This window comes from Bradyrhizobium sp. HKCCYLRH3073 (assembly GCF_051167995.1).
Classification (GTDB): Bacteria; Pseudomonadota; Alphaproteobacteria; order Rhizobiales; family Xanthobacteraceae; genus Bradyrhizobium.
Genome location: NZ_JBNPUD010000021.1, coordinates 21,647 through 47,063 on the forward strand (window position 1 = coordinate 21,647; position 25,417 = coordinate 47,063).

Genomic DNA, 25,417 nt, shown 5'->3' on the forward strand with positions numbered 1-25,417 from the left:
ACCATATTGGCCACGGAAAAGCCCAACAAGCGACACGATCGAGGGTCGCGCGCATGATTGCGCGAACGCCCCCCCGTTCCTATCTGAGCGCTTCGCCTGCGCCCCTCCTCCGCGCAGCTCCCCCGCTCTTTTCGAATCCCTCGCATCGAATCCCCGTGATGGCTCCCGTCATTTCCGTTACCGGCCTGTCGAAGACCTATTCCTCGGGCTTCACCTCGCTCAACAATGTCGATCTCGCGATCGAGCGGGGCGAGATCTTCGCGCTGCTCGGGCCCAACGGCGCCGGCAAGACGACGCTGATCAGCATCATCTGCGGCATCGTCAATGCGTCCAAGGGCAAGGTCGCGGTCGGCGGCCACGACATCAACCGCGGCTATCGCGCCGCGCGGGCGCTGATCGGACTGGTGCCCCAGGAGCTGCACACCGATTCATTCGAGACCGTATGGGCCACGGTCAGCTTCAGCCGGGGGCTGTTCGGCAAGCCGAAGAACCCGGCGCTGATCGAGAAGATCCTCAAGGACCTGTCGCTCTGGGACAAGAAGGACGCCAAGATCATCACGCTGTCCGGCGGCATGAAGCGCCGCGTGATGATTGCGAAAGCGCTGTCGCACGAGCCGCAGGTGCTGTTCCTGGACGAGCCGACCGCGGGCGTCGACGTCGAGCTGCGCAAGGGCATGTGGGACGTCGTGCGCGAGCTCAAGGCCGCCGGCGTCACCATCATTCTCACCACGCATTACATCGAGGAAGCCGAGGAGATGGCCGATCGCGTCGGCGTCATCAACAAGGGCGAGATCGTCCTGGTCGAGGACAAGGCCAAGCTGATGGCGAAGCTCGGCCGGAAGCGGCTGAGCCTGCATCTGCAGCACCGGATCGAGACCATCCCCGAGGCGCTCGCGCCCTATCAGCTCGCGCTGTCCGACGACGGCTGGCGGCTCGCCTACGACTACGACACCAAGGGCGAGCGCACCGGAATCACCAGCCTGCTCGGCGATCTCAGGACTGCCGGCATCCGCTTCGTCGATCTCGAGACCAAGCAATCATCCCTTGAAGACATCTTCGTGAGCCTGGTGCGGCAATGAATTTTCGCGCAGTCGCCGCAATCTACAAGTTCGAGATGGCCCGCACCTGGCGCACGCTGCTGCAGAGCATCGTGTCGCCGGTGGTGTCGACCTCGCTCTATTTCGTCGTGTTCGGCGCCGCGATCGGCTCGCGCATCAGCGAAGTGGACGGCGTGAGCTACGGCACCTTCATCGTGCCCGGCCTCGTGATGCTGTCGGTGCTGACCCAGAGCATCTCCAACGCCTCGTTCGGGATCTACTTCCCGAAGTTCATCGGCACGATCTACGAGATCCTGTCGGCGCCGATCTCGCATTTCGAGATCGTGCTCGGCTATGTCGGCGCGGCCGCGACGAAATCCATTATTCTCGGGCTGATCATCCTCGCCACCGCCGGGCTGTTCGTGCCGCTGCACGTCCAGCACCCGGTGTGGATGCTGTCGTTCCTGGTGCTGACGGCCGTGACCTTCAGCCTGTTCGGCTTCATCATCGGCATCTGGGCCGACGGCTTCGAGAAGCTGCAGATGGTCCCGATGCTGGTGGTGACGCCGCTCACGTTCCTCGGCGGCAGCTTCTACTCGGTCAACATGCTGCCGCCGACCTGGCACTCGATCGCGCTGCTCAACCCGGTGGTCTACCTGATCTCCGGCTTTCGCTGGAGCTTCTATGAGATCGCCGACGTCAGGGTGGAAATCAGCGTCGGCGTGACGCTGCTGTTCCTGGCGATCTGCATGGCGATCATCTGGTGGATCTTCAAGACCGGCTACCGGCTCAAGCATTGAGCCGGCGCCTCAGCTTGGTGGTGACCGCTCAGCGGTAGCAGTGAAAGCGGCCGTAGCCGTCGCGATATCCGCGGCAGTGATAGTGCCGGTGGTAATACGAGCGGTGCGGGACGCCGAGCACGCCTTCGACGGCGCCCACGGCTCCGCCGACACCGGCACCGACCGCGCCGCCGACGACGCCGCCCACCGGGCCGGCGATACGGTTGCCTTCGTGGGCCCCCTCATGGGCGCCACGGATGATGCCCTGGGCGTGGGCGAATTGCGGCAGCGCCAGCCAGGCCAACGCCAGGATGAACAGTGCGAGCGCAGCCAGCAGATAGGTCAGCTTATGCGGCGCGCGATCGTCGAGCACCGCCGTCTTGGCCTTCATCGTCAACATTTTGAGTCCTGGGAACCGCATGGAGGAATCCTTGAAACGCGGATGCGGCCAAAAAGTTGCGCGGTCATGACAAATTGGACCGATTAGAGAAGTCCCAAACGCCGGAATGAAAGACCGTCCGCGGTCGCGAAAATGTCAGCGCGGATGAACAGGCCGAGCCTTTGTCCGGCCCCCGCCCGCCATTAAGGTTGAAGCCGCCCTTGGCTGGAACAAAGCGCGCTATTCCGACATAGTGCATGCCGAGGCGATGACCTGGGCGTTGAAGTCCCGTTTTGAGGTCTCTCCACAGTCGAGAGCCCTGGAGGCCAGAGGTTAGATGCGTACCATCCTTTTTGCCGTTGCCGGCTTCGCCTTTCTGTCGGCCACGCCGGCTCTGGCCAAGATCGACATCACCGTCGACAAGAACAACCAGATCATGACGGTCGCCGTCGATGGCGTCGAACGCTATCGCTGGCCGGTCTCGACCGGCATTCCCTCACGGGAAACGCCGAATGGCTCGTTCCGCGCCTTCCGCATGGAAGCCGATCATTTTTCCAAGGAATTCGACGACGCGCCGATGCCGCATTCGATCTTCTTCACGAAGGTCGGTCACGCGATTCACGGCACGGATTCGGAAAGCCGCCTCGGGACCCCGGCGTCCCACGGCTGCGTCCGGCTGTCCAAGGCCAACGCGACGACGCTCTATGACTTGGTACAGAAAGACGGCGTACTGAACACCACGGTGACGCTGACCGGATCGGCCGAGGTGGCGCTGGCGCGCAATCCACGCCGCGGCACCGCTGTTGCCCGGCGCGAGGCGCCGCAGCAGTATGATGACAGTGGCGAGCCGGTCGTGCTGACGCCGCAGCCGCAGATGCTGCCGGGACGCCCGGTCGTTCCGCAGCAGCGGCCCGATGACGGCTACATCTATCCCGCCGACGGCAGCGACAACGGTGCGCGCTATCCGGCACCGCCCGGCACGGCCCGCCGCGTCTATGACGCCCAGGCCTATCCGCAGCAGCAGCCGCAGCAGTACTATTACGACAACGGCAATCCGAGCTACGCCCAGCCGCGCTATTACCAGCCGCGCTCCTACTACCAGCCGCGCGGCTATTACACCTATCAGGACTGATCGCGCACTGATCCCAGCAACCGGGCGTCGCCACCAGGCGGCGCTCGGTCCGTTGCGATCTTCTCACTCGGCGTTGACGCGCCCGAGCGAGGCCGACGCGCGATCGGCGCTGGCCTGCCCGCGGGCCGTTGGCATGCGCTTGCGCCGCTGCACGAGATACTGGTCGGCCAGCACGCCGATCAGGATCACCGTGCCCATCACGGCGAAATTGAGCGAGCTGGGGATGCCCAGCAGGTTGACCAGGTTCTGCAACACTTGCAGCAGGACCGTGCCGAGCACGACGCCGATGATCGAGCCTTCGCCGCCGCGCAGCGAGCAGCCGCCGAGCACCGCGGCGGCGATCGCATAGAGCTCGTAGAACGAGCCGTGCACCGCCGGCGAGATCGAACGGGTATACATCGCCAGCAGGACCGCGGCGAGCGCGGTCAGGGCCCCGCAGATCACATAGGCCGCGATCGTCACCCGGTCGGACCGGATGCCGGAATAGCGCGCCGCCTCCTCGTTCTTGCCGACGGCGTAGAAATAGCGGCCGTACACCGACCGGTGCAGCACCAGCCAGGCGATGCCGGCGACGATCGCGAGGGCCACGACGCTGTGCGGCAGCGGAAAGCCGAGGACATCGGTGCGGCCGGCGGCCAGCCATTCCAGCGCCGGGAAGCTCGCGCCATAGCCGAAGCCGGCCGTGGCATCCTCGGTGTAGTAGCGCGCCGCGCCGCGATAGATCAGAAGTCCGCACAGGGTCACCACGAAGGGCTGGATGCGCATCTTGGTGACCAGCGTGCCATGGACCAAGCCGATGGCGATGCCGCCGGCGAGGATGAGGAACAAGGCAGCGACCCAGTCGACGTCGCGGTTGACGATGAGGTCGATGAACAGCACGCCGAGCAGCGCGATCACCGACCCCACCGCGAGCTCGATGCCGCCGACAATGATGACGAAGGCCTCGGCGATCGAGAAGATGCCGAACATGCCAACCTGGTTGGCGGTGTTGGAGAGGTTGCCGACCAAGAGGAAACGTGGGTTGATGAAGGCCACGACGGCGCCGACCACCAGGATCAGGATCAGCAGGCTGAGATCTTTCTTCTGCACGGGCGCCCTCGCTCAGACGGTATGGCCGACGGCGAGCTGAAGCACGTTGTGCTCGCTGAACTCGTCTCTCGCCAGGAAACCTGAAATCATGCCTTCATGCATCACGGCGATCCGGTCGCTCACCCCGATCACCTCCTCCATGTCGCTCGAGATCATCAGGATCGCGACACCGGAATCCGCCAGCCGCCGCAGCATGTCGTAGATCTCCTGCTTGGCGCCAACATCGATGCCCCGGGTCGGCTCGTCGAAGATCAGGACCTTCGGCCGCATCGACAGCCATTTGGCGAGCACGACCTTCTGCTGATTGCCGCCCGACAAGGTGCCGACCGACACCTTGACGTCGGACGCCCGGATCTTGAGCCGTTCGCGCTGTCGATCGGCATTCTCGGCCTCGCGCCTGATGTCGACAAGTCCGAAGCTCAGATAGGAGGCGAGATCCGGCAGCGAGACGTTCTCGGCGATCGACAGGTCGAGCAAGAGGCCGCAGGCCTTGCGGTCTTCCGGAATGAGATAGATGCCGCGATCGATCGCCGCGCGCGGCGTCGAGATGCGGATCGGCTCGCCCTCCAGGCTGAGGCCCCCGGCCAGCAGCGGCTCGACGCCGAAGATGGCGCGCGCGAGCTCGGTACGGCCGGAGCCGACGAGGCCGGCAAGTCCGAGGATCTCGCCGCGCCGGAGTTGCAGGCTGACGGCCTGGTTGGGATAGGTCGCGGTCACGGCCTCCATGACGTCGAGCACGGCCTCGCCAGGCGGCGCGGCCGGCGGCACGTAGAGCGACCGCAGGTCCCGGCCGATCATCAGCCGGATCATCGCTGCAGGATTGAGCTGGTCTCGCGTCAGCGCGCCAACCATGCGACCGTCGCGCAGCACGATGGCGCGATCGGCGCATTGCATCACTTCGTTCAGGCGATGCGTGATGAAGATGACGCTGACCCCGTCCGACTTCAGGCCGCCGATGACATGCATCAGCCGCTCGGTTTCCGACAAGGTGAGGCTGGAGGTCGGCTCGTCCATGATGACGCAGCGCGCATCGAGCGACAAAGCCTTCATGATCTCGACCAGCTGGCGCTGCGCCAGGGACAGTTCGGCAAGCGGCGTATCCGGCTCGAAATCGGCCCCGAGACGCGCGATCAGCGGGCGCACCCTGGTCCGCAGCGTCGCGCGGTCGATCAGCCGCAGCGGCCCGCCATAGACCGGCTCGCGCCCGATGAAGACGTTGCCCGCGACGTCGAGATTGTCGAACAGGTTCAGCTCCTGGTGGACGAAGGCGATGCCGGCCGCGATCGCGTCCGCCACCGCATAGCTGGCCCGCGCCACGCCATCGATCCGGATCGTGCCGCTGCTCGGCTCCACCACGCCGCCGAGCACGCGCATCAGGGTCGACTTGCCGGCGCCGTTCTCGCCGACCAAGGCGATCACCTCGCCGGGCGCGACCGACAGGCTGGCGTGGTCGAGCGCGACCACGCCAGGATAGGTCTTGCCGATGTCGATCAGCTCGAGGAAGGGCTCGCGCACGCCGGCCGTCGCGTCACTTCTTCAGCATCTGCTTCATCTGCGCCATGAAGTCGTCGACGTTCGACTTCTCGATCACCTTGCCGGGCACGATGATGATGCCGTTGGCCGGCACACCCGACTTGTCGCCCTCAACGACCTTCGCCATCAGCTTCATGCCCTGATAGCCCCATTCGAACGGCTGCTGCACCACCGTGCCCTCGATCGCGCCGTCCTTCACGCCGCCGAGCGTGATCGGATCCTCGTCGAAGCCGATGATCTTGATCTTGCCGAGCTTGCCGGCTTCCTTCAGCACCTCGTAGATGCGCGGTGTGTTGTAGGAGTAGAAGCCGACCAGGCAGCTCACATCGGGCATCGCCGCCAGGATGTCCTCGACATTGCGCTTGGCCCGGGTCTGGTCGATCTCGTCGCCGCGCACGTCGACCAGCTCGACCTTCGAGCCCTTGATGGTCTCCTTCACGCCCTCGATGCGCTCGCGGGCGTTGTCGGCGCCGAGCAGGCCGACAAAGCCGACGCACTTGCCCCCGTTCGGCAGCGCCTTCAGCATCAGCTTGCCGGCGTCCTTGCCGAGCTCGGTATTGGAGGAGCCGATATAGGCGATGCGCTTCGATTGCGGCGCGTCGCTGTCGGTGGTGAAGAGCACCGTCTGTGCCGCGATCTTGTTGAGGTGCTCGGTCTGGTTCTTCGGATCGACGGCGCTCACCATGATTCCGGCGGCGCCGGCCGCGACGAGGTCATCCAGCATCCGCTGCTGCACGGCGGCGGCCGCCTGCTCGGGATATTTGAGCTGCAGGTTGTAGTTGGGCAGCTCGCCCTGCGCCTTCTTCACGCCGGCCTCGGCGATCTTCCAGAAGTCGGACGCGCCGTTGACGACGAAGGCGAGGACCTTCTTGTCGGCCGCTCCCGCCGAGCCCACACCGAGCGCCATCGCCAACAGAGCAGACGCGCCGACCATCCAAAGACGCTTCATCAAACCCCTCCCATGTCAGCCGGCCTGCTTGATGCGACCGGCGTTTTGTACTCATTGAAGACACGTTCCGCGCCCGGGACGAGGCCTGCACCCGCACGGCACCGCAGGTCTCGACGTGAACTCGACAAAACCCGAGGCGCACGGGCGTCGCCAAAATCGACGTCACCCCTCGAGTCGTGAAGATGTCGTGTGAGACTTACCGCGCCGCGTACCGAGCCGCCGCTTTCCTCCCGAGAGCCTCATCGTCGTGGAACCTTTATGAGGCACGCACCTCAAGGTAGCATGATCGTGACAGCTCCGCAACAAAGCCGCTGAAGAAAGCAGATCGTGCTATGTTCTGCGATGCAATATCGCTCCATCGCGATGAACCAAGCGGCGAACATTTGACGCGACGCAACCGGCGCCGATTCGGAATCGAGGAGCGCACCTCTTTCCGAACGCGCATGCCGCATGGCGCGCGCCACCCGAATCCTGACGGCCGCCCAACCGGCGGGAACGCGGCGTGCGCCCTCGCCTACTCGCCGTCGCGAAGCCGCCGATACACCGCGCCGAGAATATTCGAATAGTCGTCGGTCCAGACCCGCTCGCCGTCGGTCGGCTCGGTCTCGGTCCACTTGTCCGAGGAGGCGAGCTTGCCGACATCGGCATCGTCGCGCGCGCTGACGACGACGTCGGTCGGGAAGATGTACTCGTCGTCGCGGCCGGAGTCCTCGTTGTAGACCCAGCTCTTCAGGTCGTTGGCGTCGGCGATGCCGACCACGACGCTCTCCAGCTCCAGATGGCGATTGGAGACGTGCATCACGACAGCGCCCTGTGGCGCCAGCTTCGCCTTGTAGATCGCCATCGCCTCCTCCGTCGCGAGGTGGATCGGAATCGCATCAGACGAATAGGCGTCGACAATGATCAGATCGTAGACGCCGTCCGGCTCCTTGGCGAAGGTCAGCCGGGCATCGCCGATGACCGGCTTGAAGTCCGGCGCGCAGCTCTTGATGTAGCTGAAATATTTCGGATCGCTGGCGGTGTCGACCATGGTCTGGTCGATCTCGAAGTAATTCCAGCTCTCGCCGGGCTGGGCCGCGCAGGTCAGCGTGCCCGCGCCGACGCCGATCACGGCGACCTTGAGCGGCGCGCCCTTGCGCTCCCGGATCGCGGTGATGGCGCGGCCGATGCCGCCGTCCTTGTGATAGTAGGTGATCGGCTCGGGACGCCCCGTCACCTTGGAGCCGTCGGCGTTGAGATATTTCTGCGCGCCGTGGATGGTCGTGCCGTGCATCAGCACGTGGTAGTGCCCGTCCGATGTCACCACGATCTTGTGCACGCCGAAGAAGCTGCGCACCGTTTCGACGCGGCCGTCATCGGCCGGATAGGCGCGGATCAGGACGAGCGCGAGTGCGGCCGTCGCGAACACCTTCCAGCGGCCGCCGTTCAGCAGCAGAGCGAGCAGCGCGGCGAGCACGCCCACGGCGCCCGCGACATAGACGCGGTGGTCCTCGAGATAGGTCGTGACCTTGCCGGTCATGCCTGAAGGCACCAGCAGCGCGACCGCAATGACCGCGAGCAGGAGCCAGTACCAGCGCGAGAGCCCGGGCAGGCGCTCATTGGCAGCCGGGCGGCACAACGCCGCCAGCGCCAGCAGGATCGGATACTCGGCGACCCAGGAGAAGGTGAACGGCGCGATCAGCCCGGCGAACAGGCCACCGACCATGCCGCCGAACGACAGCGCGACATAGAAGCCGGTGAGATACTTGGCCGGCGGGCGCGTGCGCGCGAGCTCGCCATGGCAGGCCATGGCGATGATGAAGAAGCAGAGCTGATGACCGCCGAGCGTGAGCGCGAGATTCTGTTCGCCGCCGAAGGCGAGCAGCACGATCACGCCGGCGATCGCCAGCGGCTGCAGCGCCAGCATCCATTTGTGCGGCAGCAGCGGCCGCGACTGGAACACCAGCACCCAGGTGAGCAGATAGAGCGACAGCGGCAGCACCCACAGCAAGGGCGCGGCCGCGACGTCGGTGGAGATGTGCGCGGTCACCGCGATCAGCAGGCCCGAGGGCACCGCGGCCAGGAATATCCAGCGCAGGCGCAGCAGCCAGCGTGGCGCCGGGGCATGGCTGTCGTCGGTGTGCAGCAGGCTCGCGACGATCACCGGCGACCGCAGCAGCAGGACGCCGCAGCCGGCGATCAGCGCGATCAGGAGGCCATAGCCGCCGGTCCAGATCAGGTTCTGCATGCGCAGGCTGAAGATCGGCTCGATCAGCAGCGGATAGGACAGCAGCGCCAGAAAGCTGCCGATGTTCGACGACGCATAGAGGAAGTAAGGGTCGGGCGCGGCTGGATGGCCCGTGCGTACGAACCACGCCTGCAGCAGCGGATTGTTGGCGGCGAGCGCGAAGAACGGCAGGCCGATCGACACGGTGAACAGGCCGAGCAGCCACAGCCCGTAGCCTGAGGTCGGCGGGTCGCCCCAACTGCTCGCGATCGACAACGGCAGCGTCAGCAGAGCGAAACCGAGCAGCAGCAGATGAATCGCGATCGGCAGCACCCGGCTGGGCAACTGGGTGAGAAAATGCGCATAGGCATAACCCGCCAGCAGCAGGGTCTGGAAGAACACCATCGCCACCGACCACACCGCCGGCGAGCCGCCGAGCCGCGGCAGCACCATCTTGGTGAACAGCGGCTGCACCGAGAACAGCAGCAGCGCGCTGACGAAAATGGCGGCGGTATAGACGACGAGCACCGCCCGGTTGCGTGCGGCGGAGGGCTGAGCGACGGCGGCGGGCGAGGCTATTGAGGTCATGACAACTCCGGCAGCAGCGCGGCCGGCATCAGATGCCGAGGCCGGACCGCGATGAGCAGACGAGACATAGCGGATCGCAGGGCGGTATGGCGAGCAGCTGAGGCAAAATGGAGTTTTCCTTGACGTCGCAGCCTTCCGGCGCGACAGCACCAGCCGAGGTTCCCGGTGCGGGTGATTAAACAGGGCTTTTTGAAGCTGACATGAATGAAACCGACGTCATCATCATCGGCGCTGGCCACAACGGCCTGACCTGTGCGGCCTATCTCGCCATGGCGGGCCTGCGCGTGCATGTGGTCGAGCGCCGCAAGGTGGTCGGCGGCGCCGCGGTGACGGAGGAGTTTCATCCGGGCTTCCGCAACTCCGTCGCGTCCTACACGGTGAGCCTGCTCAATCCGCGCGTCGTCTCCGACCTGAAGCTGCATGAGCACGGGCTCGAGATCGTCGAGCGCCGGACGCAGAACTTCCTGCCCTCGCCGGATGGTCGCTATCTGCTGACGGGCGAGGGTCGCACGCTGGCGTCGGTTGCGCGGCTGAGCCCGCGGGACGCCGACGCGATCGGCCCGTTCTCGGCCCGGCTCGAGGCGATCGCGGACGTGCTGCGCAGCCTCGTGCTGCGGGCGCCGCCGAACCTGGTCGCCCAGTTCGGGCTATCGGCGATCCGCGAGGCGTTCAACGCGCTCGGCACCGCCAACACGTTGCGCGCGCTGTCGCTGGAGCAGCAGCGCGACCTGCTCGACCTGTTCACGCGCTCGGCCGGCGAGATGCTCGACGAGATCTTCGAGACCGACCTGGTGAAGGCGCTGTTCGGCTTCGATGCCATCGTTGGCAACTATGCCAGTCCCTACGCCGCCGGCTCGGCCTATGTGATGCTGCATCACGCCTTCGGCGAGGTGAACGGCAAGAAGGGCGTCTGGGGCCATGCGATCGGCGGGATGGGGGCGATCACGCAGGCGATGGCCGGGTGCCTGAAGGAACTGGGCACGCTGGTCGAGCTCGAGGCCGGCGTGCGCGAGGTGATCGTCGAGCGTGACCGCGCCGTCGGCGTCGTGCTCGAGGATGGCCGCACCATCCGCGCCCGCCACGTCGTCGCCAACGTGAACCCGAAGCTGCTCTACACGCGCCTGGTGCCGGCCGGCGCCGTGCCCGAGCCGTTCCTGAACCGCATCCGGAACTGGCGCTGCGGTTCGGGCACGTTCCGCATGAACGTGGCGCTCGACCGGCTGCCCTCGTTCAGCGCACTGCCGGGCGACGGCGACCATCTCTCCGCCGGAATCATCCTCGGCCCGAGCCTCGGCTACATGGACCAGGCCTATCTCGATGCGCGGGCGCATGGCTGGAGCCGCGATCCCGTGGTCGAGCTGCTGATCCCGTCCACGCTCGACCCGACGCTGGCGCCGGCAGGCCGGCACGTCGCCAGCCTGTTCTGCCAGCATGTCGCGCCCGAGCTGCCGGACGGCCGCTCATGGGACAATCACCGCGACGAGGTCGCCGACCTCATGATCGCGACCGTGGACCGCTATGCGCCGGGCTTTGCCGCCAGCGTGCTCGGCCGGCAGGTGCTGTCACCGCTCGATCTCGAGCGCCAGTTCGGGCTGATCGGTGGCGACATCTTCCACGGCGCGCTGACCTTGAACCAGTTGTTCTCGGCCCGCCCCATGCTCGGTCACGCCGACTATCGCTCGCCGCTGAAGGGGCTCTACCATTGCGGCTCGGGCAGCCACCCCGGCGGCGGCGTCACCGGTGCCCCCGGCCACAATGCGGCCCAGGCGATCCTGGCGGACCATCGCGCTCTGTTCGGCTGAGGATAAGGGGTGGAAAGGCGGCGGACGTCCGTGTGGACAAGCTGAGGACGCACTGTGGATCGACTGCCAAAGAATCAGTGCACGGCCGTGTGGATATGCTGTGGACCCGGCGGTTGATATGGCCTCAAGCAGAAAAACCGGGCGCAGGGCCCGGTTCTTCGAGAACGCCGCGTCGGGCGGATTACTTCAGGGACGTGTTGATCGAGTCGAACTTGCTGCTGAGCGAGCTGCCCAGGCCGTTGACGGCGGCGATGATCGCCAGCGAGATGCCGGCTGCGATCAGGCCGTATTCGATGGCGGTGGCGCCGGATTCATCACGCAAGAACTTCGACAGAATGGACTTCATCTGAACCTCGTTTCCCAACCCAGGAACCGAGGATCATCCGGTTCCCATGGCGGGAACATTAGGGGCCAAGACCCTAAAGTCGGGATAATCCCCCCAGGTCAAGTTGCAGAGATTCTTCGCTGCAATTGAACCTCAACTTTTATTCGGATGAGGAAAGGCATTATACAACCGCTGGATGCGCAGATCCGGCAGAATTGCGGTCCTATCGCTTGCGTTAGCAGGCAATTCCCTTAACCACGCCGTCAAATCTCGCCAGGATCCACCTTGATGACCTCAACGACCACGCCCGCCACCCACAAGGCCAGCTTTACGGTTGCCGATGAAGCGACCGCCCGCCCGGCGGTCGACGTCCTGACCGAAGTGTTCTTCGAGGGGGACGCGGCGGTTGCGGCGTTCGAGCGTCCGGACGGGCGCTGGGACGTCACGGTGCATTTTGCCGATCCGCCCGACCAGGCGCTGGTGCGCGAGCTCGTCGGCGGGGCGGCGGGCGCCGACGTGGCCCGGACCCTGACGTTTGAGGTCGTCGAGGCCAAGGACTGGGTCAAGGCCAGCCTGGACGACCTCGTTCCGGTCCCGGCCGGTCGTTTCATGGTCCACGGCAGCCACGACCGTGAGCGCGTACCCGGCAACAAGCTCGGGATCGAGATCGAGGCGGCGCTCGCCTTCGGCACCGGCCATCACGGCACCACCCGGGGCTGCCTGCTGCTGCTCGATCACGTGCTCAAGACGCGCGCGCCGCGGCGCGTGCTGGATCTCGGCACCGGAACCGGCGTGCTCGCCATTGCCGCCGCCAAGGCAACGCGCCGGTCCGTGCTGGCGAGCGACATTGATGCGCCCTCGGTCATGGTGGCGCGGGAAAACGCCCGACTCAACGGCGCCGGCCCCCTGGTCCAGGTGATCCGGGCTACGGGCTTCGCCGCCGCGGAATTTGCCGAAGCCGGCCCGTTCGACCTGGTGCTGGCGAACATCCTGGCCAATCCGCTGCGCCAGTTGGCCGCGCCGATGCAGCGCCATCTCGCGCCCGGGGCCTTCGTGATCCTGTCGGGCCTGTTGACCCCGCAGGCACGCGCCGTCCGCGCCGCCTATCGTGCCCGCGGCCTGGTTCCGATCCGGCATTTGAGAATCGAGGGATGGAGCAGCCTGTTGCTGCAGAAGCAGCAGTGAGGCGGATCAGCTCACGGCATGGATCGAACCCGCACACTGGGTGCGGCAAGCTCGCGATTACGTCTTCGGTTGGCTCTGCTGCGAGGTGGAGTCGGACTGATTACGCGGCGCACGTCGACCGCGCGGCGCGACAAGACGATTGACGAGATCCGCCAGCGCGCTGCGCGGCTTCTCGGCCGGTGCGGACGCCGGTCCGCTCGGCGCGGGCGCCGATAATTTTTCGAAGGTAAAAGCAGGCATCGTGCATCCCCTCGCCGTTGAGTTGAGGCACTCCCCGGATCATGCGACCGTGGATGATCTTTACGATCGTGGTCGTCACGTCCATACGTTTCCTCGCCGCCGCACCTCTTTCGGATGACTGGCATGCGACAGCAAATCTTTTTGCACAGGCGAATGCAAGGAGATTCTTCGTGCACTGCACTGTCTGCTGAAGGAGTATTCGCCGACGCGGCAGGATTCACTTCTAAAGTATGAGACCGATGTTCGAAGCTCTGTTCCAGACGTTCGAAGAACCCGAAACCGGCGTGGCACTGACCGCGCGGCTCGCCGCGCTCCGCGAAGAGCTGGCCAGACGCAAGCTCGCCGGCTTCATCGTGCCGCGCGCCGACCAGCAGCAGAACGAATATGTGCCACCCTCGGAGGAGAGGCTGGCGTGGCTGACCGGCTTCACCGGCTCGGCCGGCCTTGCGATCGTGCTGTCGCAGGCGGCCGCGATCTTCGTCGACGGCCGCTATACGCTGCAGGCCGGCAAGCAGGTCGACGGCAAGGCCTGGATGGTGGAATCACTGATCGAGCCGCCGCCGGAGAGCTGGCTAACGCGCCATTTGCAGAGCGGCGACCGCGTCGGCTTCGATCCGTGGCTGCATACAACGGCCGCGGCCGAACGACTGGCCGCCGCCTGCGCCAAGGCGGGCGCGGAGCTGGTTCCGGTCGAGCGCAACCCGGTCGACAGCATCTGGACCGAACGGCCGCTGCCGCCGCTCGGCGCCGTCGCCATCCACGGCGCGGAATTGTCCGGCGAGAGCGAGGCCGACAAGCTCGGCCGGATCCGCCAGGAGATCGAGCGCCTCGGCGTCGAGGCGCTCGTCCTGTCCGATTCCCACAACGTCGCCTGGACCTTCAACATCCGCGGCGCCGACGTCTCGCACACGCCGCTGCCGCTGTCCTATGCGCTGGTGCCGAAGACCGGACGCCCGACGATCTTCATCGATTCCCGCAAGCTCTCGAACCTGACGCGCGATCATCTCGAGCAGAGCGCCGAGGTGGCGGAGCCGGACGCGCTGACACCGCGCCTGTCCGAGCTCGCGCAATCCGGCGCGGCCGTCGCGCTCGACAGCGCCACGGCCGCCGATGCCCTGACGCGCCTGATTCAGGGCGCCGGCGGCAAGGCGGTGCGCGGCGCCGATCCGGTCAGCCTGCTCAAGGCCGCCAAGAATGCGGTCGAGATCGACGGCACGCGGCGCGCCCATCAGCGCGATGCGGTCGCGCTGGCCCGCTTTCTCGCCTTCATCGATCGCGAGGCGCCGAAGGGCTCGTTGACCGAGATCGATGCGGTCGAGGCGCTGGAGAGCTTTCGCCGCGACACCGGCGCGCTCAAGGATGTGTCGTTCCCGACCATCTCGGGCACCGGTCCCAACGGCGCCATCGTGCATTATCGCGTCACCCGCAAGAGCAACCGCCGCATCATGCCGGGCGATCTGCTGCTGATCGATTCCGGCGCGCAATATCAGGACGGCACCACCGACGTCACCCGCACGATCGCCGTGGGCGCGCCGACCGAGGAGATGCGCGATCGCTTCACCCGCGTGCTGCGCGGCCACCTTGCGATCGCGCGCGCGATCTTCCCCGACGGCACCACCGGCGCCCAGCTCGACACCCTGGCGCGGCAGTTCCTGTGGCAGGCCGGCATCGATTTCGAGCACGGCACCGGCCACGGCGTCGGCAGCTATCTGTCGGTGCACGAGGGACCCGCGCGGATTTCGAAGCTCGGCACCACGCCGCTGAAGCGCGGCATGATCCTGTCCAACGAGCCCGGCTACTACAAGACCGACGCGTTCGGCATCCGCATCGAGAACCTTGAGCTGGTGGTGGCGAAGGACGTCGCGGGCGCCGAGAAGCCGATGAACGGCTTCGAGGCGCTGACCCTGGCGCCGATCGACCGCCGCCTGATCGAGGTCGCGATGCTGAGCGCCGAGGAACGCGCGTGGCTCGACGCCTATCATGCCCGGGTCAGGGACGCCGTCCGAGCGGCGCTCGACGAGGGCGACCAGCGCTGGCTCGATCAGGCGACAGCGCCCCTGTAGTCAGCCGTACGGTCCGGCTGCGCGCCGTCCCGCTGCCTGCATGGGCGCATGCCGAAACAGGCATTTCCGCGAAATGGAAGACCGCTACAGTCAGGACTGTTCACCTGATTTGAGCGGCACCATGCATGGAATGATCAGCAGACCGCCTGGAGCGGCGCCACCGCGCGCCGTTCCGTCGCGCACGATGCTGGTCCTGCTGGTCGTGATGACCGGGCTGGCGCCGATCTCGCTGTACCTGCTGGTACCGGCGCTGCCGATGCTCGCGACCACCTTTGGCCGCGACGCCTCCGTCGTGCAGATGACGGTGTCGTTCTACATGGCCGGCATTGCGATCTCACAACTGCTGCTCGGGCCGCTGTCGGACCGCTTCGGCCGCCGCCCCGTGATGCTCGCCGGGCTTGCGCTGTCGATCGTCGCGAGCGTCAGCTGCATCTTCGCCGACACCCTGCCCCAACTGATCGCGGCACGGTTTTTCCAGGCGCTCGGCGGCGCCAGCGGCATGGTGATCAGCCGCGCCATCATCCGCGATCTCTATCCGCGCGAGCGTATCGGGGCGATGATCAGCCTTGTCGTCGCGGTCATGATGATCGCACAGATGCTGTCGCCGCTGACCGGCGGCCTGATCGAGATCGCGCTCGGCTGGCATGCCATCTTCTATGTCGTCGCCGCGCTGTCGATCGTGATCGCGATCGCCGTGACAATGGCGCTGCCGGAGACCCGCCCTGCACGCATCGAGGGCGCGAGCTTCCGCCGCGACGTCGCGATGCTGGTGAAGAGCCGCGCCTTCCTCGGCTACATGCTGTGCCAGGTGCTGGCGTCGCAGATCATCTTCGCCTTCGCCGGCGGCGGGCCGTATATCGTCGAGGTGCAGATGGGCCGCTCCTCGGCGGAGTATGGCGCGTGGTTTGCGACCACCGGCTTCGCCTATTTCGTCGGCAACCTGTTCTGCGTGCGCTACGCGCCGCGCCATTCGCTCGATCGGCTGATCTGGTTCGGCCTGGGGCTGCAGCTCACCAGCGCCGCGCTGAACTTCACGTGGAGCCTGTTCGGCTTCAACCAGGTGCCCTCGGTGCTGTTCGGCACGCAGATGCTCTTGATGTTCGCCAACGCCGCCGTGATGGCGAACTCCGCGGCCGGCGCGATCAGCGTCCGGCCGGGCGCGGCGGGCACAGCTTCCGGCGCGATGGGGTTCCTGCAGATGGGCGTGGGCGCGCTGACGTCGCAGCTCGGCGCCTATCTCGGCGGCCACTACGCAACGACGCTGCCGCTGACGTCGGCGATGCTCACGTTGTCGCTGGCCTGCGCCTGCAGCATGATCTTTCTGGTTCCTCGCACGCAGATGAAGGTGACGAAGGAGCTGATCGAGACGGCGGAAGAGGATGAGGCCGGGGTGATGTGAAGGGCGGATGTCAGGGATTGTACGCACGCGCGGCACTTTCGCTGTCACGCAGGCGGGTATCCAGTACGCCGAGACGGATCGGTCGTATAACAACTGCCTCTGGAATACTGGATCATCCGCTTTCGCGGATGATGACAGTTGTGGTGCCACAACCACCTTCTGCACCAGACGAGCGCGCGAGCTACTCCCCGATCAGTTGCAGCCACTCGTCCTCGGTCAGCACCTGGACGCCGTGCTTCTGTGCGTCCTTCAGCTTTGAGCCCGCGCCGGGACCGGCGACGACGTAGTCCGTCTTCTTCGACACCGATCCGGAGACTTTCGCACCGAGCCGCTCGGCCGTCGCCTTGGCCTCGTCGCGCGTCATCTTTTCCAGCGTGCCGGTGAACACCACCGTCTTGGTCGCGATCGGCGAATTGCGCTTCGGCTTCTCCGCGTCGAGGATCTTCACCTCTTTCGTCAGCCGCTCGACGATGCCGCGATTGTGGTCCTCGCCGAAATAGGCGGCGACGCTCTTGATCACGGTGTCGCCGATCTGGTCGAGCGCATCCATCTCCGCGATCGCCTCCTCGTCGCCGCTGGCGACCTTGAGACAGGCTTCGTGGAACGCATCCCATGAGCCGTAGCCGCGCGCGAGCGCCAGCGCCGTGGTCTCGCCGACATGGCGCATGCCAAGCGCGTAGATGAAGCGCTCCAGCGCGATCTCGCGCCGGGCGTCGATGGCATTGAAGAGATTGCGCACCGAGGTCTCGCCATAGCCCTCGACCTCCTCGAGCTTCAGCCTGGCGTTGCGCGCGGCCAGCGTGAAGATGTCGGCGGGCTCCTTGACCCAGCCCTGGTCGAAGAAGAACTGGATCTGCTTCTCGCCGAGACCGTCGATATCGAAAGCGCGGCGCGAGGCGAACAGCTTGAGGTGCTCGATCTTCTGGAACGGACAGGCGAACTCGCCGGTGCAGCGGGCGCGCGAGCCCTCCTCGCCGGTCGCGATCTCCTCCCGCACGACGTCGGTATGCAGCGGGCACGGGCATTTCTTCGGGAAATGGAATTCCTTGGCGTGCTTCGGCCGCTTGTCGATGAGGACGTCGACCACCTGGGGGATGACGTCGCCGGCGCGCTGGATCACCACGGTGTCGCCGATCCGGATGTCGCGGCCTTCACGCAACACTTCGCCCTTGTTGCCGATGCCCTTGATGTAGTCCTCATTGTGCAGCGTCACATTCTGCACGATGACGCCGCCGACGCCGACCGGCTCCAGCTTGCCGACCGGCGTGAACGAGCCGGTGCGGCCGACCTGGATCTCGATGTCCTTGAGCACGGTCATGGCGCGCTCGGCCGGAAACTTGTGGGCAATGCCCCAGCGCGGCGTGCGCGACACGAAGCCGAGCCGCTCCTGCCAGTCGATGCGGTCGACCTTGTAGACGACGCCGTCGATGTCGTAGTCGAGCTCGGCGCGCTGCTCCTCGATGTGACGATGGAACGCGATCAGTTCCTCCACCGAGTGGCAGAGCCTCGTGAGCGGGTTGGTCGTGAAGCCGCAGCGTTCGAACCATTTGATCATGCCGCTTTGCGTCTCCGCCGGCATCGCGCTCATCTCGCCCCAGGCGTAGGCAAAGAAGCCCAGGGGACGCGAGGCGGTGATGGTCGGATCCTTTTGCCGCAGCGAGCCGGCGGCGGAATTGCGCGGGTTGGCGAAGATGGTGTCGCCCGCTTCCTTCTGGCGCTCGTTGAGCGCGAGGAAGGCCTGCTTGGTCATGTAGACCTCGCCGCGGACCTCGCAGATGTCGGGCAGGTTGCGGCCGTGCAGCCTGTGCGGTACGTCCTTCAAGGTACGGATGTTGGCGGTGACGTCCTCACCCTCGGCGCCGTCACCGCGGGTCGCGGCGGTGACCAGCTCGCCGCCCTCGTAGCGCAGCGACATCGACAGCCCGTCGATCTTCGGCTCGGCGGAGAAATCGATGCGCTCGTCAGCAAGCTTGAGAAAGCGCGCAATGCGGCCGACGAAGTCGCGCACGTCCTCCTCCGCGAAGGCGTTGTCGAGCGACAGCATCGGCACCGGGTGCCGCACTTTCTTGAACCGGCCGGAGGGCGCAGCGCCGACCTTCTGCGACGGCGACTCGCTGCTGACGAGCTCAGGGAAACGCTTTTCGATCGCATTGAAGCGGCGACGCAGCTCGTCGTAGGCGGCGTCCGAGATCTTCGGCGCGTCATCCTGATAATAGAGCCTGTCGTGGGTCTCGAGCTCCAGCGCCAGCCGCTTCCACTCCACCTTGGCCTGCGCCTTGGTGAGATCGGCAACGTCGACGGGCTGCTTCGGTTTTGCTGTCTTGGGCATGCGTATGATCTGCTCGTCATTGCGGGACGGCCCGGAGGCCGTCCCGAGACGACGGTGTACACAATGCGCGCGCCGGAGCCAAAGCGTTCGGCCGCTCCGTTTCCAGCTATGCCGCCGCAGCCTCCAGCAGGCGGTCGGCGGCGGCGCGGGCTTCGGCGGTGACCTCGGCGCCGGCCAGCATGCGGGCGATTTCCTCGCGGCGGTGCAGGGTGGCCAGCGTATTGACCCGGGTGACGACACGCTTGCCGCGATCGAGCGCATCTTTGGAGATCAGCAGATGCTGGTCCGCCCTGGCCGCGACCTGCGGCGCGTGGGTCACGGCCATCACCTGAACCCCGTGCGCGAGCCGCGCCAGCCGGGCGCCGATGGCGTCGGCGACCGCGCCGCCGACGCCGGTGTCGATCTCGTCGAACACCAAGGTCGGCGCCGAGCCGCGGTCGGACAGCACGACCTTGAGCGCCAGCAGGAACCGCGACAGCTCGCCGCCGGAGGCGACCTTCATCATCGGGCCCGGCCGCGTGCCCGGGTTGGTCTGAACCCAGAACTCGACACGGTCGATGCCTTCCGGCCCCGGCGCCTCGGCGTCGCTGTCGACCTGGGTCATGAACTTGGCCCGCTCGAGCTTGAGCGGGGCGAGCTCCGCATGGACGGCCCGGTTCAGCTTCTCGGCCGACTTGGTCCGCGCTGCCGACAGCTTGGCCGCCGCGGCGGCATAGCGCCCATCGGCTGCCGCCGCCGCTGCTTCCAGCTTCTTCAGCTGCTCGGCGCCGGCATCGATCAGGACGACGTCGGCGGCATATTTGGCAGCCAAGGCAGCCAGACCGTCCACCGGCGTCGAATATTTGCGCGCGGCCGCGCGCAGCGCGAACAACCGCTCCTCGATGCGCTCCAGCTCCAGCGGATCGAAATCGGTGGCCGCGAGTGCCACCGTCAGATGCTGATCGGCCTCCTCCAGGGCGTTGATCGCCGAATCGATCGCCTTGACCGCCGGGTCGACCAGCGCGGGCGAGCTGACCGCGCGGCGCTCCAACCGGCGGACCGCCGCGGCTAGCGCGGCGATCGGCGACTGGTTGCCGCTGACGGCATCCTGCGCGTCGCGCAGATCGCCCGCGATCTTCTCGCCCTGCATCATCGCCGTGCGGCGGGCGGCGAGCTGCGTCTCCTCGCCCTCCTTCGGCGCCAGCTTCTTCAGCTCGTCCGAGGCATGCCGCAGATAATCGGCCTCGCGGGCCGCGCGCTCCATGCTCGCCCGATGCTCGTCGAGCGCCGTGACCGCAGTCCGGCGCGCTGCCCACAGCGCTTCCACCGCGGCGACGTCCTTCTCCAGGCCCGCAAAGGCATCCAGCAGCCGGCGGTGGGTGGCGGCGTCGACCAGCGCACGTTCGTCATGCTGGCCGTGGATTTCGACCAGTGTGGCGCCGATCGCCTTCAGCGTCTGCACGCTGACCGACTGGTCGTTGATGAAGGCGCGGGTGCGGCCATCGCCGAACTGAACGCGGCGCAGGATCATCTCGCCATCGGCATCCAGGCCGTTGGCAGCGAGGATCCGGGCGGCCGGATGATCCTTGCCGATCTCGAACACGGCCGTGACCTGCCCCTGGTCGGCGCCATGGCGCACCAGGCTGGCGTCGCCGCGGCCGCCGAGAGCCAATGCAAACGCATCGAGCAGGATCGACTTGCCGGCTCCGGTCTCGCCGGTCAGCACCGCAAGTCCATTCGAGAATTCGAGATCGAGTCGTTCGATCAGGACGATGTCACGGATCGACAGTCGCGCCAGCATGGAACCGAAGTCCTTCGTAACGGGGCGGATCGCCCCTGAGCGAACGACTCGATGCTAGCAGCAAAAAGAGAACAAAACAAGAATATAGAACAAAGCAAGATCAGACGAGTGATCCGGCCGATCGCTCAGCCCAGGCCGAGCTTCTTGAAGGCGCGCGAGATGTAGGAGCCCTTGTTCTCCTCGGGCTCGACGCCGCCCGACTTCACGAGATTATAGGCGTCCTTGTACCACTTGCTGTCGGGGAAATTGTGCCCGAGCACGGCCGCCGCGGTCTGCGCTTCGCCGACGATACCGATCGTCATGTAGGCCTCGGTCAGGCGATACAGCGCTTCCTCGACGTGCCGCGTGGTCTGGTACTGAGTCACCACCGCCTTGAAGCGGTTGATGGCGGCGGTGTAGTCGCGCTTCTGCATGTAATAGCGGCCGACATCCATCTCCTTGCCGGCGAGCTGGTCGCGGGCGCCCTCCAGCTTGGCCTTCGCATTGGTGGCGTATTCGGAGGTCGGATATTTGCGCACCACCTCTTCGAGCGAGGCAATGGCCTTCTCGGTGCGGCCCTGGTCGCGGCTGATGTCCGGGATCTGGTCGTAATGCGAGGCGGCAATCAGGTACTGCGCATAGGCCGCGTCCGGGCTGCCCGGGTGCAGGGTCACGTAGCGGGTGGCGGCGCCGATGCAGCCGTCGTAGTCGCCGGCCTGATAGGAGGCGTAAGCCGACATCAGCAGCGATTTGCGGGCCCAGTCGGAATAAGGATGCTGGCGATCGACCTCCTCGAACTTCTTGGTCGCGCCTTTGACGTCCTTCTTCTCATTCATCAGGTACAAGCCCTCATTGTAGAGCTTGTCCGCGGGCTCATCGACGAAGGTGTCGTCCTTGGCCAGGAATTTGTCCCAGAGTCCGCCCGTTCCGCAGCCGCTCAGAGGCAGCGCCAGCAGGATCAGCGATGCGGCGAGCCTAAGCCGGCCGATGCTTGCTGCGGGATGACGGAGGTCGCGCGTGAGACGCTGTATCGACATGCTTCTTTGGAACCCGATGCCTGTGATCTGATCTACGCCGCGCACCATGAAGGTCGCTTCATGACCGCGAGGGAAGAGCCCCGCCGGTGGCACGCATCACGCGGCCCCGGCCTCTCTAGCCGAAAACACTTCATCAACCAACCGCATAGGAAGCCAATCCGCCCGGATTAAGGCAACACCGAGGCTGCCGCCACGCATCATGGTTACCGCTGAAGAAGCCGTTGGAAAACATCGAAATGCCGAGGGTCCAGCCGCTGAGAAGGACGCGGCCGGCAACAAACATTGACAAAAAAGCAGACGGAAAAATCTGAACCACGCCGAAAGCAAAGCTCCCGGCGATGTCGCGCGTTGCGTAGGTCAGCCGACGGAATCAGCCGATCGGGGCGACGCCGCTCAGGACACGTCCGGGCCGTAGGCCGGGGCGACCATGCCACCGACCATGCCGCCGACGACCTCCGCGGCCACGCGGGGACGACGCACGGTCTCGCCTTCGACGATCCGCCAAGCGGTGCGATCGGCCATCAGAGCAGTCAGCACCGCATGGTTGAGCTTGTGACCGCCACGGACCGAACGATACGTTCCGAGCATCGGCAGGCCGGCCAGCGCCAGATCGCCGATCGCGTCCAGCACCTTGTGGCGGGCGCATTCGTCGGCGTAGCGCAGACCTTCGGGATTGAGCAGGCGGTCCTCGTCGAACACCAGCGTGTTGTCGAAGGAGGAACCGAGCGCGAAGCCGGCGCTCCACAGCCGCGACACGTCGCTCATGCAGCCGAAGGTGCGGGCGCGGGCGATCTCGCGGCGGAAGCGCTCGGGGCTGAGTTCGAAATGATAGGCTTGGCGGCCGATCACGGGGTTGGTGAAATCGATTTCAGCTTCGACCCGGAAGCCGGAGCTGTTCGGACGCAGCTCGCCCGTGGAGGCGCCCATGGTCACCTGGACCGGCTTGAGCACCTGAAGGTAGCGCCGCGGGGCCGACTGATTGACGATTCCGGCCTGGTCGATGGCAGCGACGAACGGCGCAGCGCTGCCGTCCATGATCGGAACCTCGGGGCCGTCGACCTCGATCAGGGCGTTGTCGACACCCATGCCGCGCAGCGCGGCGAGCACATGCTCGGCAGTGGACACCAGCGCACCGTGGCGGTCACCGAGCACCGTCGCCAACTCGGTGGCGATCACCGAGCCGAAGGACGCCTGGACCTCGCGGTCAGCGCCATCGAGGCCGGTGCGGAGGAACACGATTCCCGCATCGATCGGCGCAGGCCCGATCGTCAGGCTGACAGGCGCGCCAGAGTGGACGCCTACACCGGTGACGGTGGCTTGCGAACGAAGCGTTGTTTGCCGGCTGAATTTCATCGACGATCGCCCAAGACCCCGCCTGATCCCTTATCGGCCGCCCCTCGCGAACCGACTCAGTTTTAGGCATCCCCAAGTCACGGCAGAACTTAACGAGAGCCCCAAAGAGCGCCAACTCACGCTTCTTTACGGATTGTTACCCCATCTCTGCCGTATTCGCGCCAACCCTTAACCAAACTGGAACGTGGCCTTAACCCTCCTGGTTCCCGATCTAAACACCGAAAGAATAATTAATCATTTAAAATCAGTTAGTTGAACGGCGATCAACGAGCCCCGGACAGCCATGGAAAAGGCCCGGCTCTCGCGAGCCGGGCCTGTTCAGCACCATCAGGGCTGTAACAATTCTCAGGTGGCCTGCCGGCGCAGGAAGGCCGGGATATCCAAATGGTCATCTCCCTGTGGCGCCGGGGACACAGGCGCGGGACGGCCATGGACGTCCAGACCCTGGGGTGCGGGACGGCGGGCATATTCCGAGACAGGCGATTCGTGGCTCGCAACCTGCTGAGCAACGTTCCGCTGCGGCTTCCGTTCCGGCAGCGGCGGCATCTGCGGCATGGCAGGACCCGCGGTCCGCACCGGCAGCGGCGGCTCGGCATCCTCGTCGCGGCGGCCGAGACCGACATTGGCGAGACGCTGCAGCAGCGACATCCGGGTCTTCTGCGGATGCTCATCGCCCTCGTCGCCGCGCGCCTGCCGGATCTCGGCCTGGGCCGGCATCGGCAGGTCCTCGAACTTCGGCATGCGCGGCGCGCGCGACGGAACCCGCTCCGCGGCCTGCGGGATGAACGTCTCCGGCGGGGCCGCCGGCTCGATCGGGGCCGCGCGCTGCGCCTCCGGTTCCGGGAACAGCGACGGCTTCTGCGCGATCGGGCGCACCGTCACATCGCCATAGGAGGCGGGCTGGACCGGCGCCGACGCGGGCGCGGGCTCGCTGGCCATTGCGGCGGCAACGGCGGCCAGCGTGTCGCGCTCGAGGTTGGGAGCCGGACGCGGCGCAGGCGCCATCGGCGCGGGCGCGGCGACGGCCGGAGCCTGCGACGCCTGCTGCTCGAGCTTGGCGGCGCGTTCAGCCAGGCGCTGATTGTCGGCGCGCAGGCGCGCAGTCAGATCGGCGAGGCGGCTTTCAGGGAGACCCGCGGCAGCGGTCGGGGCGGCGGCAATCGGAGCGACAGCCGCCGCCGGCTGTGCAGTCGTCGTGACGCCGCGGTTGAACTGCGCCTGCTCGATGCCGGTGGCGACCACCGAGACCCGGATCAGCCCGTCGAGCGATTCGTCGAAGGTGGCGCCGACGATGATGTTGGCGTCCTGGTCGACCTCCTCGCGGATGCGGGTCGCAGCTTCGTCGACCTCGAACAGCGTGAGATCCTTGCCGCCGGTGATCGAGATCAACAGGCCACGCGCGCCCTTCATCGAGGAATCGTCGATCAGCGGGTTGGCGATGGCGGCTTCGGCGGCGGTCAGCGCGCGCTTGTCGCCGGAGGCTTCGCCGGTGCCCATCATCGCCTTGCCCATCTCGCGCATCACGGCGCGAACGTCGGCGAAGTCGAGGTTGATCAGGCCTTCCTTCACCATCAGGTCGGTGATGCAGGCGACGCCGGAATACAGCACCTGGTCGGCCATCGCGAAGGCGTCGGCGAAGGTGGTCTTCTCGTTGGCGACCCGGAACAGGTTCTGGTTCGGGATGATCAGCAAGGTGTCGACGACCTTGTGCAGCTCGGAGATGCCGGACTCCGCGGTGCGCATGCGGCGCGCGCCTTCGAAGTGGAACGGCTTGGTGACGACGCCCACCGTGAGGATGTTCATCTCGCGCGCGGTCTTGGCAATGACCGGGGCTGCACCGGTGCCGGTTCCGCCACCCATGCCGGCGGTCACGAACACCATGTTGGCGCCCGAGAGATGATCGCGGATCTCGTCGATCACCTCCTGCGCGGCGGCAGCTCCAACGTCCGGCTGCGAGCCGGCGCCGAGGCCCTGGGTCACCTGCGTGCCCATCTGAATGATGCGCTGCGCCTTGGACATGGTCAGCGCCTGCGCGTCGGTATTGGCGACGACGAAGTCGACCCCCTGCAGGCCGGCCGTGATCATGTTGTTGACGGCATTGCCGCCCGCGCCGCCGACACCGAACACGGTGATCCGGGGCTTCAGCTCGTGGATATCAGGAGGTGTAATAGTGAGTGCCATGATTGCCTCTCGATCACGCGCGGGTGGGTTCGCCCCGGCCGCCGGCCGCGGT

At 66.2% G+C, this 25,417-nt stretch carries 19 protein-coding genes; 7 read left to right on the top strand and 12 right to left on the bottom strand.

Features of this window, described 5'->3' with window-relative positions; translation table 11 throughout:
• Positions 1 to 158 precede the first annotated feature (158 nt).
• Positions 159 to 1,079, top strand: coding sequence for an ABC transporter ATP-binding protein (locus ACQR1X_RS30450; RefSeq protein WP_316181743.1), 921 nt, complete (start codon positions 159 to 161; stop codon positions 1,077 to 1,079).
• A complete protein-coding gene (locus ACQR1X_RS30455; protein ID WP_316181742.1) occupies positions 1,076 to 1,837 on the top strand; it encodes an ABC transporter permease in 762 nt (253 codons plus the stop codon). Before ACQR1X_RS30450 ends, ACQR1X_RS30455 begins: the two co-directional genes overlap by 4 nt.
• 28 nt (positions 1,838 to 1,865) lie before the next feature.
• Here ACQR1X_RS30455 and ACQR1X_RS30460 read toward each other — a convergent pair whose 3' ends face one another.
• The gene (locus tag ACQR1X_RS30460) at positions 1,866 to 2,216 is read right to left on the bottom strand and encodes a hypothetical protein (protein WP_315802135.1); all 351 of its coding nucleotides are present in this window, start codon (positions 2,214 to 2,216) and stop codon (positions 1,866 to 1,868) included.
• Between the two features lie 316 nt (positions 2,217 to 2,532).
• On the opposite strand from ACQR1X_RS30460, the gene ACQR1X_RS30465 reads away from it, so the two are divergent.
• Complete coding sequence (locus ACQR1X_RS30465; protein ID WP_316181738.1) at positions 2,533 to 3,327, top strand: L,D-transpeptidase; 795 nt, start codon at positions 2,533 to 2,535, stop codon at positions 3,325 to 3,327.
• 63 nt (positions 3,328 to 3,390) lie between these two features.
• Here the strand turns inward: ACQR1X_RS30465 and ACQR1X_RS30470 are convergent, their stop codons facing one another.
• The 4 genes from ACQR1X_RS30470 to ACQR1X_RS30485 form a co-directional block, all read right to left on the bottom strand.
• Positions 3,391 to 4,416: an ABC transporter permease gene (locus tag ACQR1X_RS30470; RefSeq protein ID WP_315802133.1), complete on the bottom strand. Its 1,026-nt coding sequence runs from the start codon at positions 4,414 to 4,416 to the stop codon at positions 3,391 to 3,393.
• A gap of 12 nt (positions 4,417 to 4,428) precedes the next feature.
• Complete coding sequence (locus ACQR1X_RS30475; protein WP_434900206.1) at positions 4,429 to 5,931, bottom strand: sugar ABC transporter ATP-binding protein; 1,503 nt, start codon at positions 5,929 to 5,931, stop codon at positions 4,429 to 4,431.
• A 13-nt stretch (positions 5,932 to 5,944) separates the two neighbouring features.
• Positions 5,945 to 6,898, bottom strand: coding sequence for a sugar-binding protein (locus ACQR1X_RS30480; protein WP_410051968.1), 954 nt, complete (start codon positions 6,896 to 6,898; stop codon positions 5,945 to 5,947).
• Positions 6,899 to 7,412: 514 nt separating this feature from the next.
• Positions 7,413 to 9,692 carry a spermidine synthase gene (locus ACQR1X_RS30485; protein ID WP_434900207.1) on the bottom strand — a complete coding sequence of 760 codons (2,280 nt, stop codon included), beginning with the start codon at positions 9,690 to 9,692 and terminating at the stop codon, positions 7,413 to 7,415.
• A gap of 200 nt (positions 9,693 to 9,892) precedes the next feature.
• Here ACQR1X_RS30485 and ACQR1X_RS30490 point away from each other — a divergent pair, with 200 nt between their 5' ends.
• Positions 9,893 to 11,494 carry a phytoene desaturase family protein gene (locus ACQR1X_RS30490; RefSeq protein WP_434900208.1) on the top strand — a complete coding sequence of 534 codons (1,602 nt, stop codon included), beginning with the start codon at positions 9,893 to 9,895 and terminating at the stop codon, positions 11,492 to 11,494.
• Positions 11,495 to 11,675: 181 nt separating this feature from the next.
• Here the strand turns inward: ACQR1X_RS30490 and ACQR1X_RS30495 are convergent, their stop codons facing one another.
• Positions 11,676 to 11,840, bottom strand: coding sequence for a Flp family type IVb pilin (locus tag ACQR1X_RS30495; RefSeq protein ID WP_315802129.1), 165 nt, complete (start codon positions 11,838 to 11,840; stop codon positions 11,676 to 11,678).
• Between the two features lie 267 nt (positions 11,841 to 12,107).
• Between ACQR1X_RS30495 and ACQR1X_RS30500 the strand changes: the two genes are divergently transcribed.
• Positions 12,108 to 13,004, top strand: a complete 897-nt coding sequence (locus ACQR1X_RS30500) for a 50S ribosomal protein L11 methyltransferase (protein WP_434900209.1) — start codon at positions 12,108 to 12,110, stop codon at positions 13,002 to 13,004.
• Between the two features lie 100 nt (positions 13,005 to 13,104).
• Here ACQR1X_RS30500 and ACQR1X_RS30505 read toward each other — a convergent pair whose 3' ends face one another.
• Complete coding sequence (locus tag ACQR1X_RS30505) at positions 13,105 to 13,329, bottom strand: hypothetical protein (RefSeq protein ID WP_434900210.1); 225 nt, start codon at positions 13,327 to 13,329, stop codon at positions 13,105 to 13,107.
• Positions 13,330 to 13,483: 154 nt separating this feature from the next.
• Between ACQR1X_RS30505 and ACQR1X_RS30510 the strand changes: the two genes are divergently transcribed.
• Both ACQR1X_RS30510 and ACQR1X_RS30515 read left to right on the top strand, forming a co-directional pair.
• Complete coding sequence (locus tag ACQR1X_RS30510; protein ID WP_434900211.1) at positions 13,484 to 15,307, top strand: aminopeptidase P family protein; 1,824 nt, start codon at positions 13,484 to 13,486, stop codon at positions 15,305 to 15,307.
• Positions 15,308 to 15,428: 121 nt separating this feature from the next.
• Entirely contained in the window at positions 15,429 to 16,706 is a 1,278-nt protein-coding gene (locus ACQR1X_RS30515) for a multidrug effflux MFS transporter (RefSeq protein ID WP_434900212.1), read from the top strand.
• A 181-nt stretch (positions 16,707 to 16,887) separates the two neighbouring features.
• Here ACQR1X_RS30515 and ligA read toward each other — a convergent pair whose 3' ends face one another.
• From ligA to ftsZ, 5 genes are all read right to left on the bottom strand, one after another.
• The gene (ligA, locus tag ACQR1X_RS30520; protein ID WP_434900213.1) at positions 16,888 to 19,035 is read right to left on the bottom strand and encodes an NAD-dependent DNA ligase LigA; all 2,148 of its coding nucleotides are present in this window, start codon (positions 19,033 to 19,035) and stop codon (positions 16,888 to 16,890) included.
• A gap of 106 nt (positions 19,036 to 19,141) precedes the next feature.
• The gene (recN, locus tag ACQR1X_RS30525; protein WP_315802125.1) at positions 19,142 to 20,815 is read right to left on the bottom strand and encodes a DNA repair protein RecN; all 1,674 of its coding nucleotides are present in this window, start codon (positions 20,813 to 20,815) and stop codon (positions 19,142 to 19,144) included.
• A 125-nt stretch (positions 20,816 to 20,940) separates the two neighbouring features.
• Positions 20,941 to 21,831, bottom strand: coding sequence for an outer membrane protein assembly factor BamD (locus ACQR1X_RS30530; RefSeq protein WP_315802124.1), 891 nt, complete (start codon positions 21,829 to 21,831; stop codon positions 20,941 to 20,943).
• 393 nt (positions 21,832 to 22,224) lie between these two features.
• Positions 22,225 to 23,184: a UDP-3-O-acyl-N-acetylglucosamine deacetylase gene (gene lpxC / locus ACQR1X_RS30535; protein WP_315802123.1), complete on the bottom strand. Its 960-nt coding sequence runs from the start codon at positions 23,182 to 23,184 to the stop codon at positions 22,225 to 22,227.
• 345 nt (positions 23,185 to 23,529) lie between these two features.
• Positions 23,530 to 25,365 carry a cell division protein FtsZ gene (ftsZ, locus tag ACQR1X_RS30540; protein ID WP_315802122.1) on the bottom strand — a complete coding sequence of 612 codons (1,836 nt, stop codon included), beginning with the start codon at positions 25,363 to 25,365 and terminating at the stop codon, positions 23,530 to 23,532.
• Positions 25,366 to 25,417: the final 52 nt, after the last annotated feature.

Bases quoted from the DNA above. Each gene is read 5' to 3' on its own strand.
- ACQR1X_RS30450 (WP_316181743.1), top strand. From the start codon at position 159: ATGGCTCCCGTCATTTCCGTTACCGGCCTGTCGAAGACCTATTCCTCG.
- ACQR1X_RS30455 (WP_316181742.1), top strand. From the start codon at position 1,076: ATGAATTTTCGCGCAGTCGCCGCAATCTACAAGTTCGAGATGGCCCGC.
- ACQR1X_RS30460 (WP_315802135.1), bottom strand. From the start codon at position 2,216: ATGTTGACGATGAAGGCCAAGACGGCGGTGCTCGACGATCGCGCGCCG.
- ACQR1X_RS30465 (WP_316181738.1), top strand. From the start codon at position 2,533: ATGCGTACCATCCTTTTTGCCGTTGCCGGCTTCGCCTTTCTGTCGGCC.
- ACQR1X_RS30480 (WP_410051968.1), bottom strand. From the start codon at position 6,898: ATGAAGCGTCTTTGGATGGTCGGCGCGTCTGCTCTGTTGGCGATGGCG.
- ACQR1X_RS30485 (WP_434900207.1), bottom strand. From the start codon at position 9,692: ATGACCTCAATAGCCTCGCCCGCCGCCGTCGCTCAGCCCTCCGCCGCA.
- ACQR1X_RS30490 (WP_434900208.1), top strand. From the start codon at position 9,893: ATGAATGAAACCGACGTCATCATCATCGGCGCTGGCCACAACGGCCTG.
- ACQR1X_RS30495 (WP_315802129.1), bottom strand. From the start codon at position 11,840: ATGAAGTCCATTCTGTCGAAGTTCTTGCGTGATGAATCCGGCGCCACC.
- ACQR1X_RS30500 (WP_434900209.1), top strand. From the start codon at position 12,108: ATGACCTCAACGACCACGCCCGCCACCCACAAGGCCAGCTTTACGGTT.
- ACQR1X_RS30505 (WP_434900210.1), bottom strand. From the start codon at position 13,329: ATGGACGTGACGACCACGATCGTAAAGATCATCCACGGTCGCATGATC.
- ACQR1X_RS30510 (WP_434900211.1), top strand. From the start codon at position 13,484: ATGTTCGAAGCTCTGTTCCAGACGTTCGAAGAACCCGAAACCGGCGTG.
- ACQR1X_RS30515 (WP_434900212.1), top strand. From the start codon at position 15,429: ATGCATGGAATGATCAGCAGACCGCCTGGAGCGGCGCCACCGCGCGCC.
- ligA (WP_434900213.1), bottom strand. From the start codon at position 19,035: ATGCCCAAGACAGCAAAACCGAAGCAGCCCGTCGACGTTGCCGATCTC.
- recN (WP_315802125.1), bottom strand. From the start codon at position 20,815: ATGCTGGCGCGACTGTCGATCCGTGACATCGTCCTGATCGAACGACTC.
- ACQR1X_RS30530 (WP_315802124.1), bottom strand. From the start codon at position 21,831: ATGTCGATACAGCGTCTCACGCGCGACCTCCGTCATCCCGCAGCAAGC.
- lpxC (WP_315802123.1), bottom strand. From the start codon at position 23,184: ATGAAATTCAGCCGGCAAACAACGCTTCGTTCGCAAGCCACCGTCACC.
- ftsZ (WP_315802122.1), bottom strand. From the start codon at position 25,365: ATGGCACTCACTATTACACCTCCTGATATCCACGAGCTGAAGCCCCGG.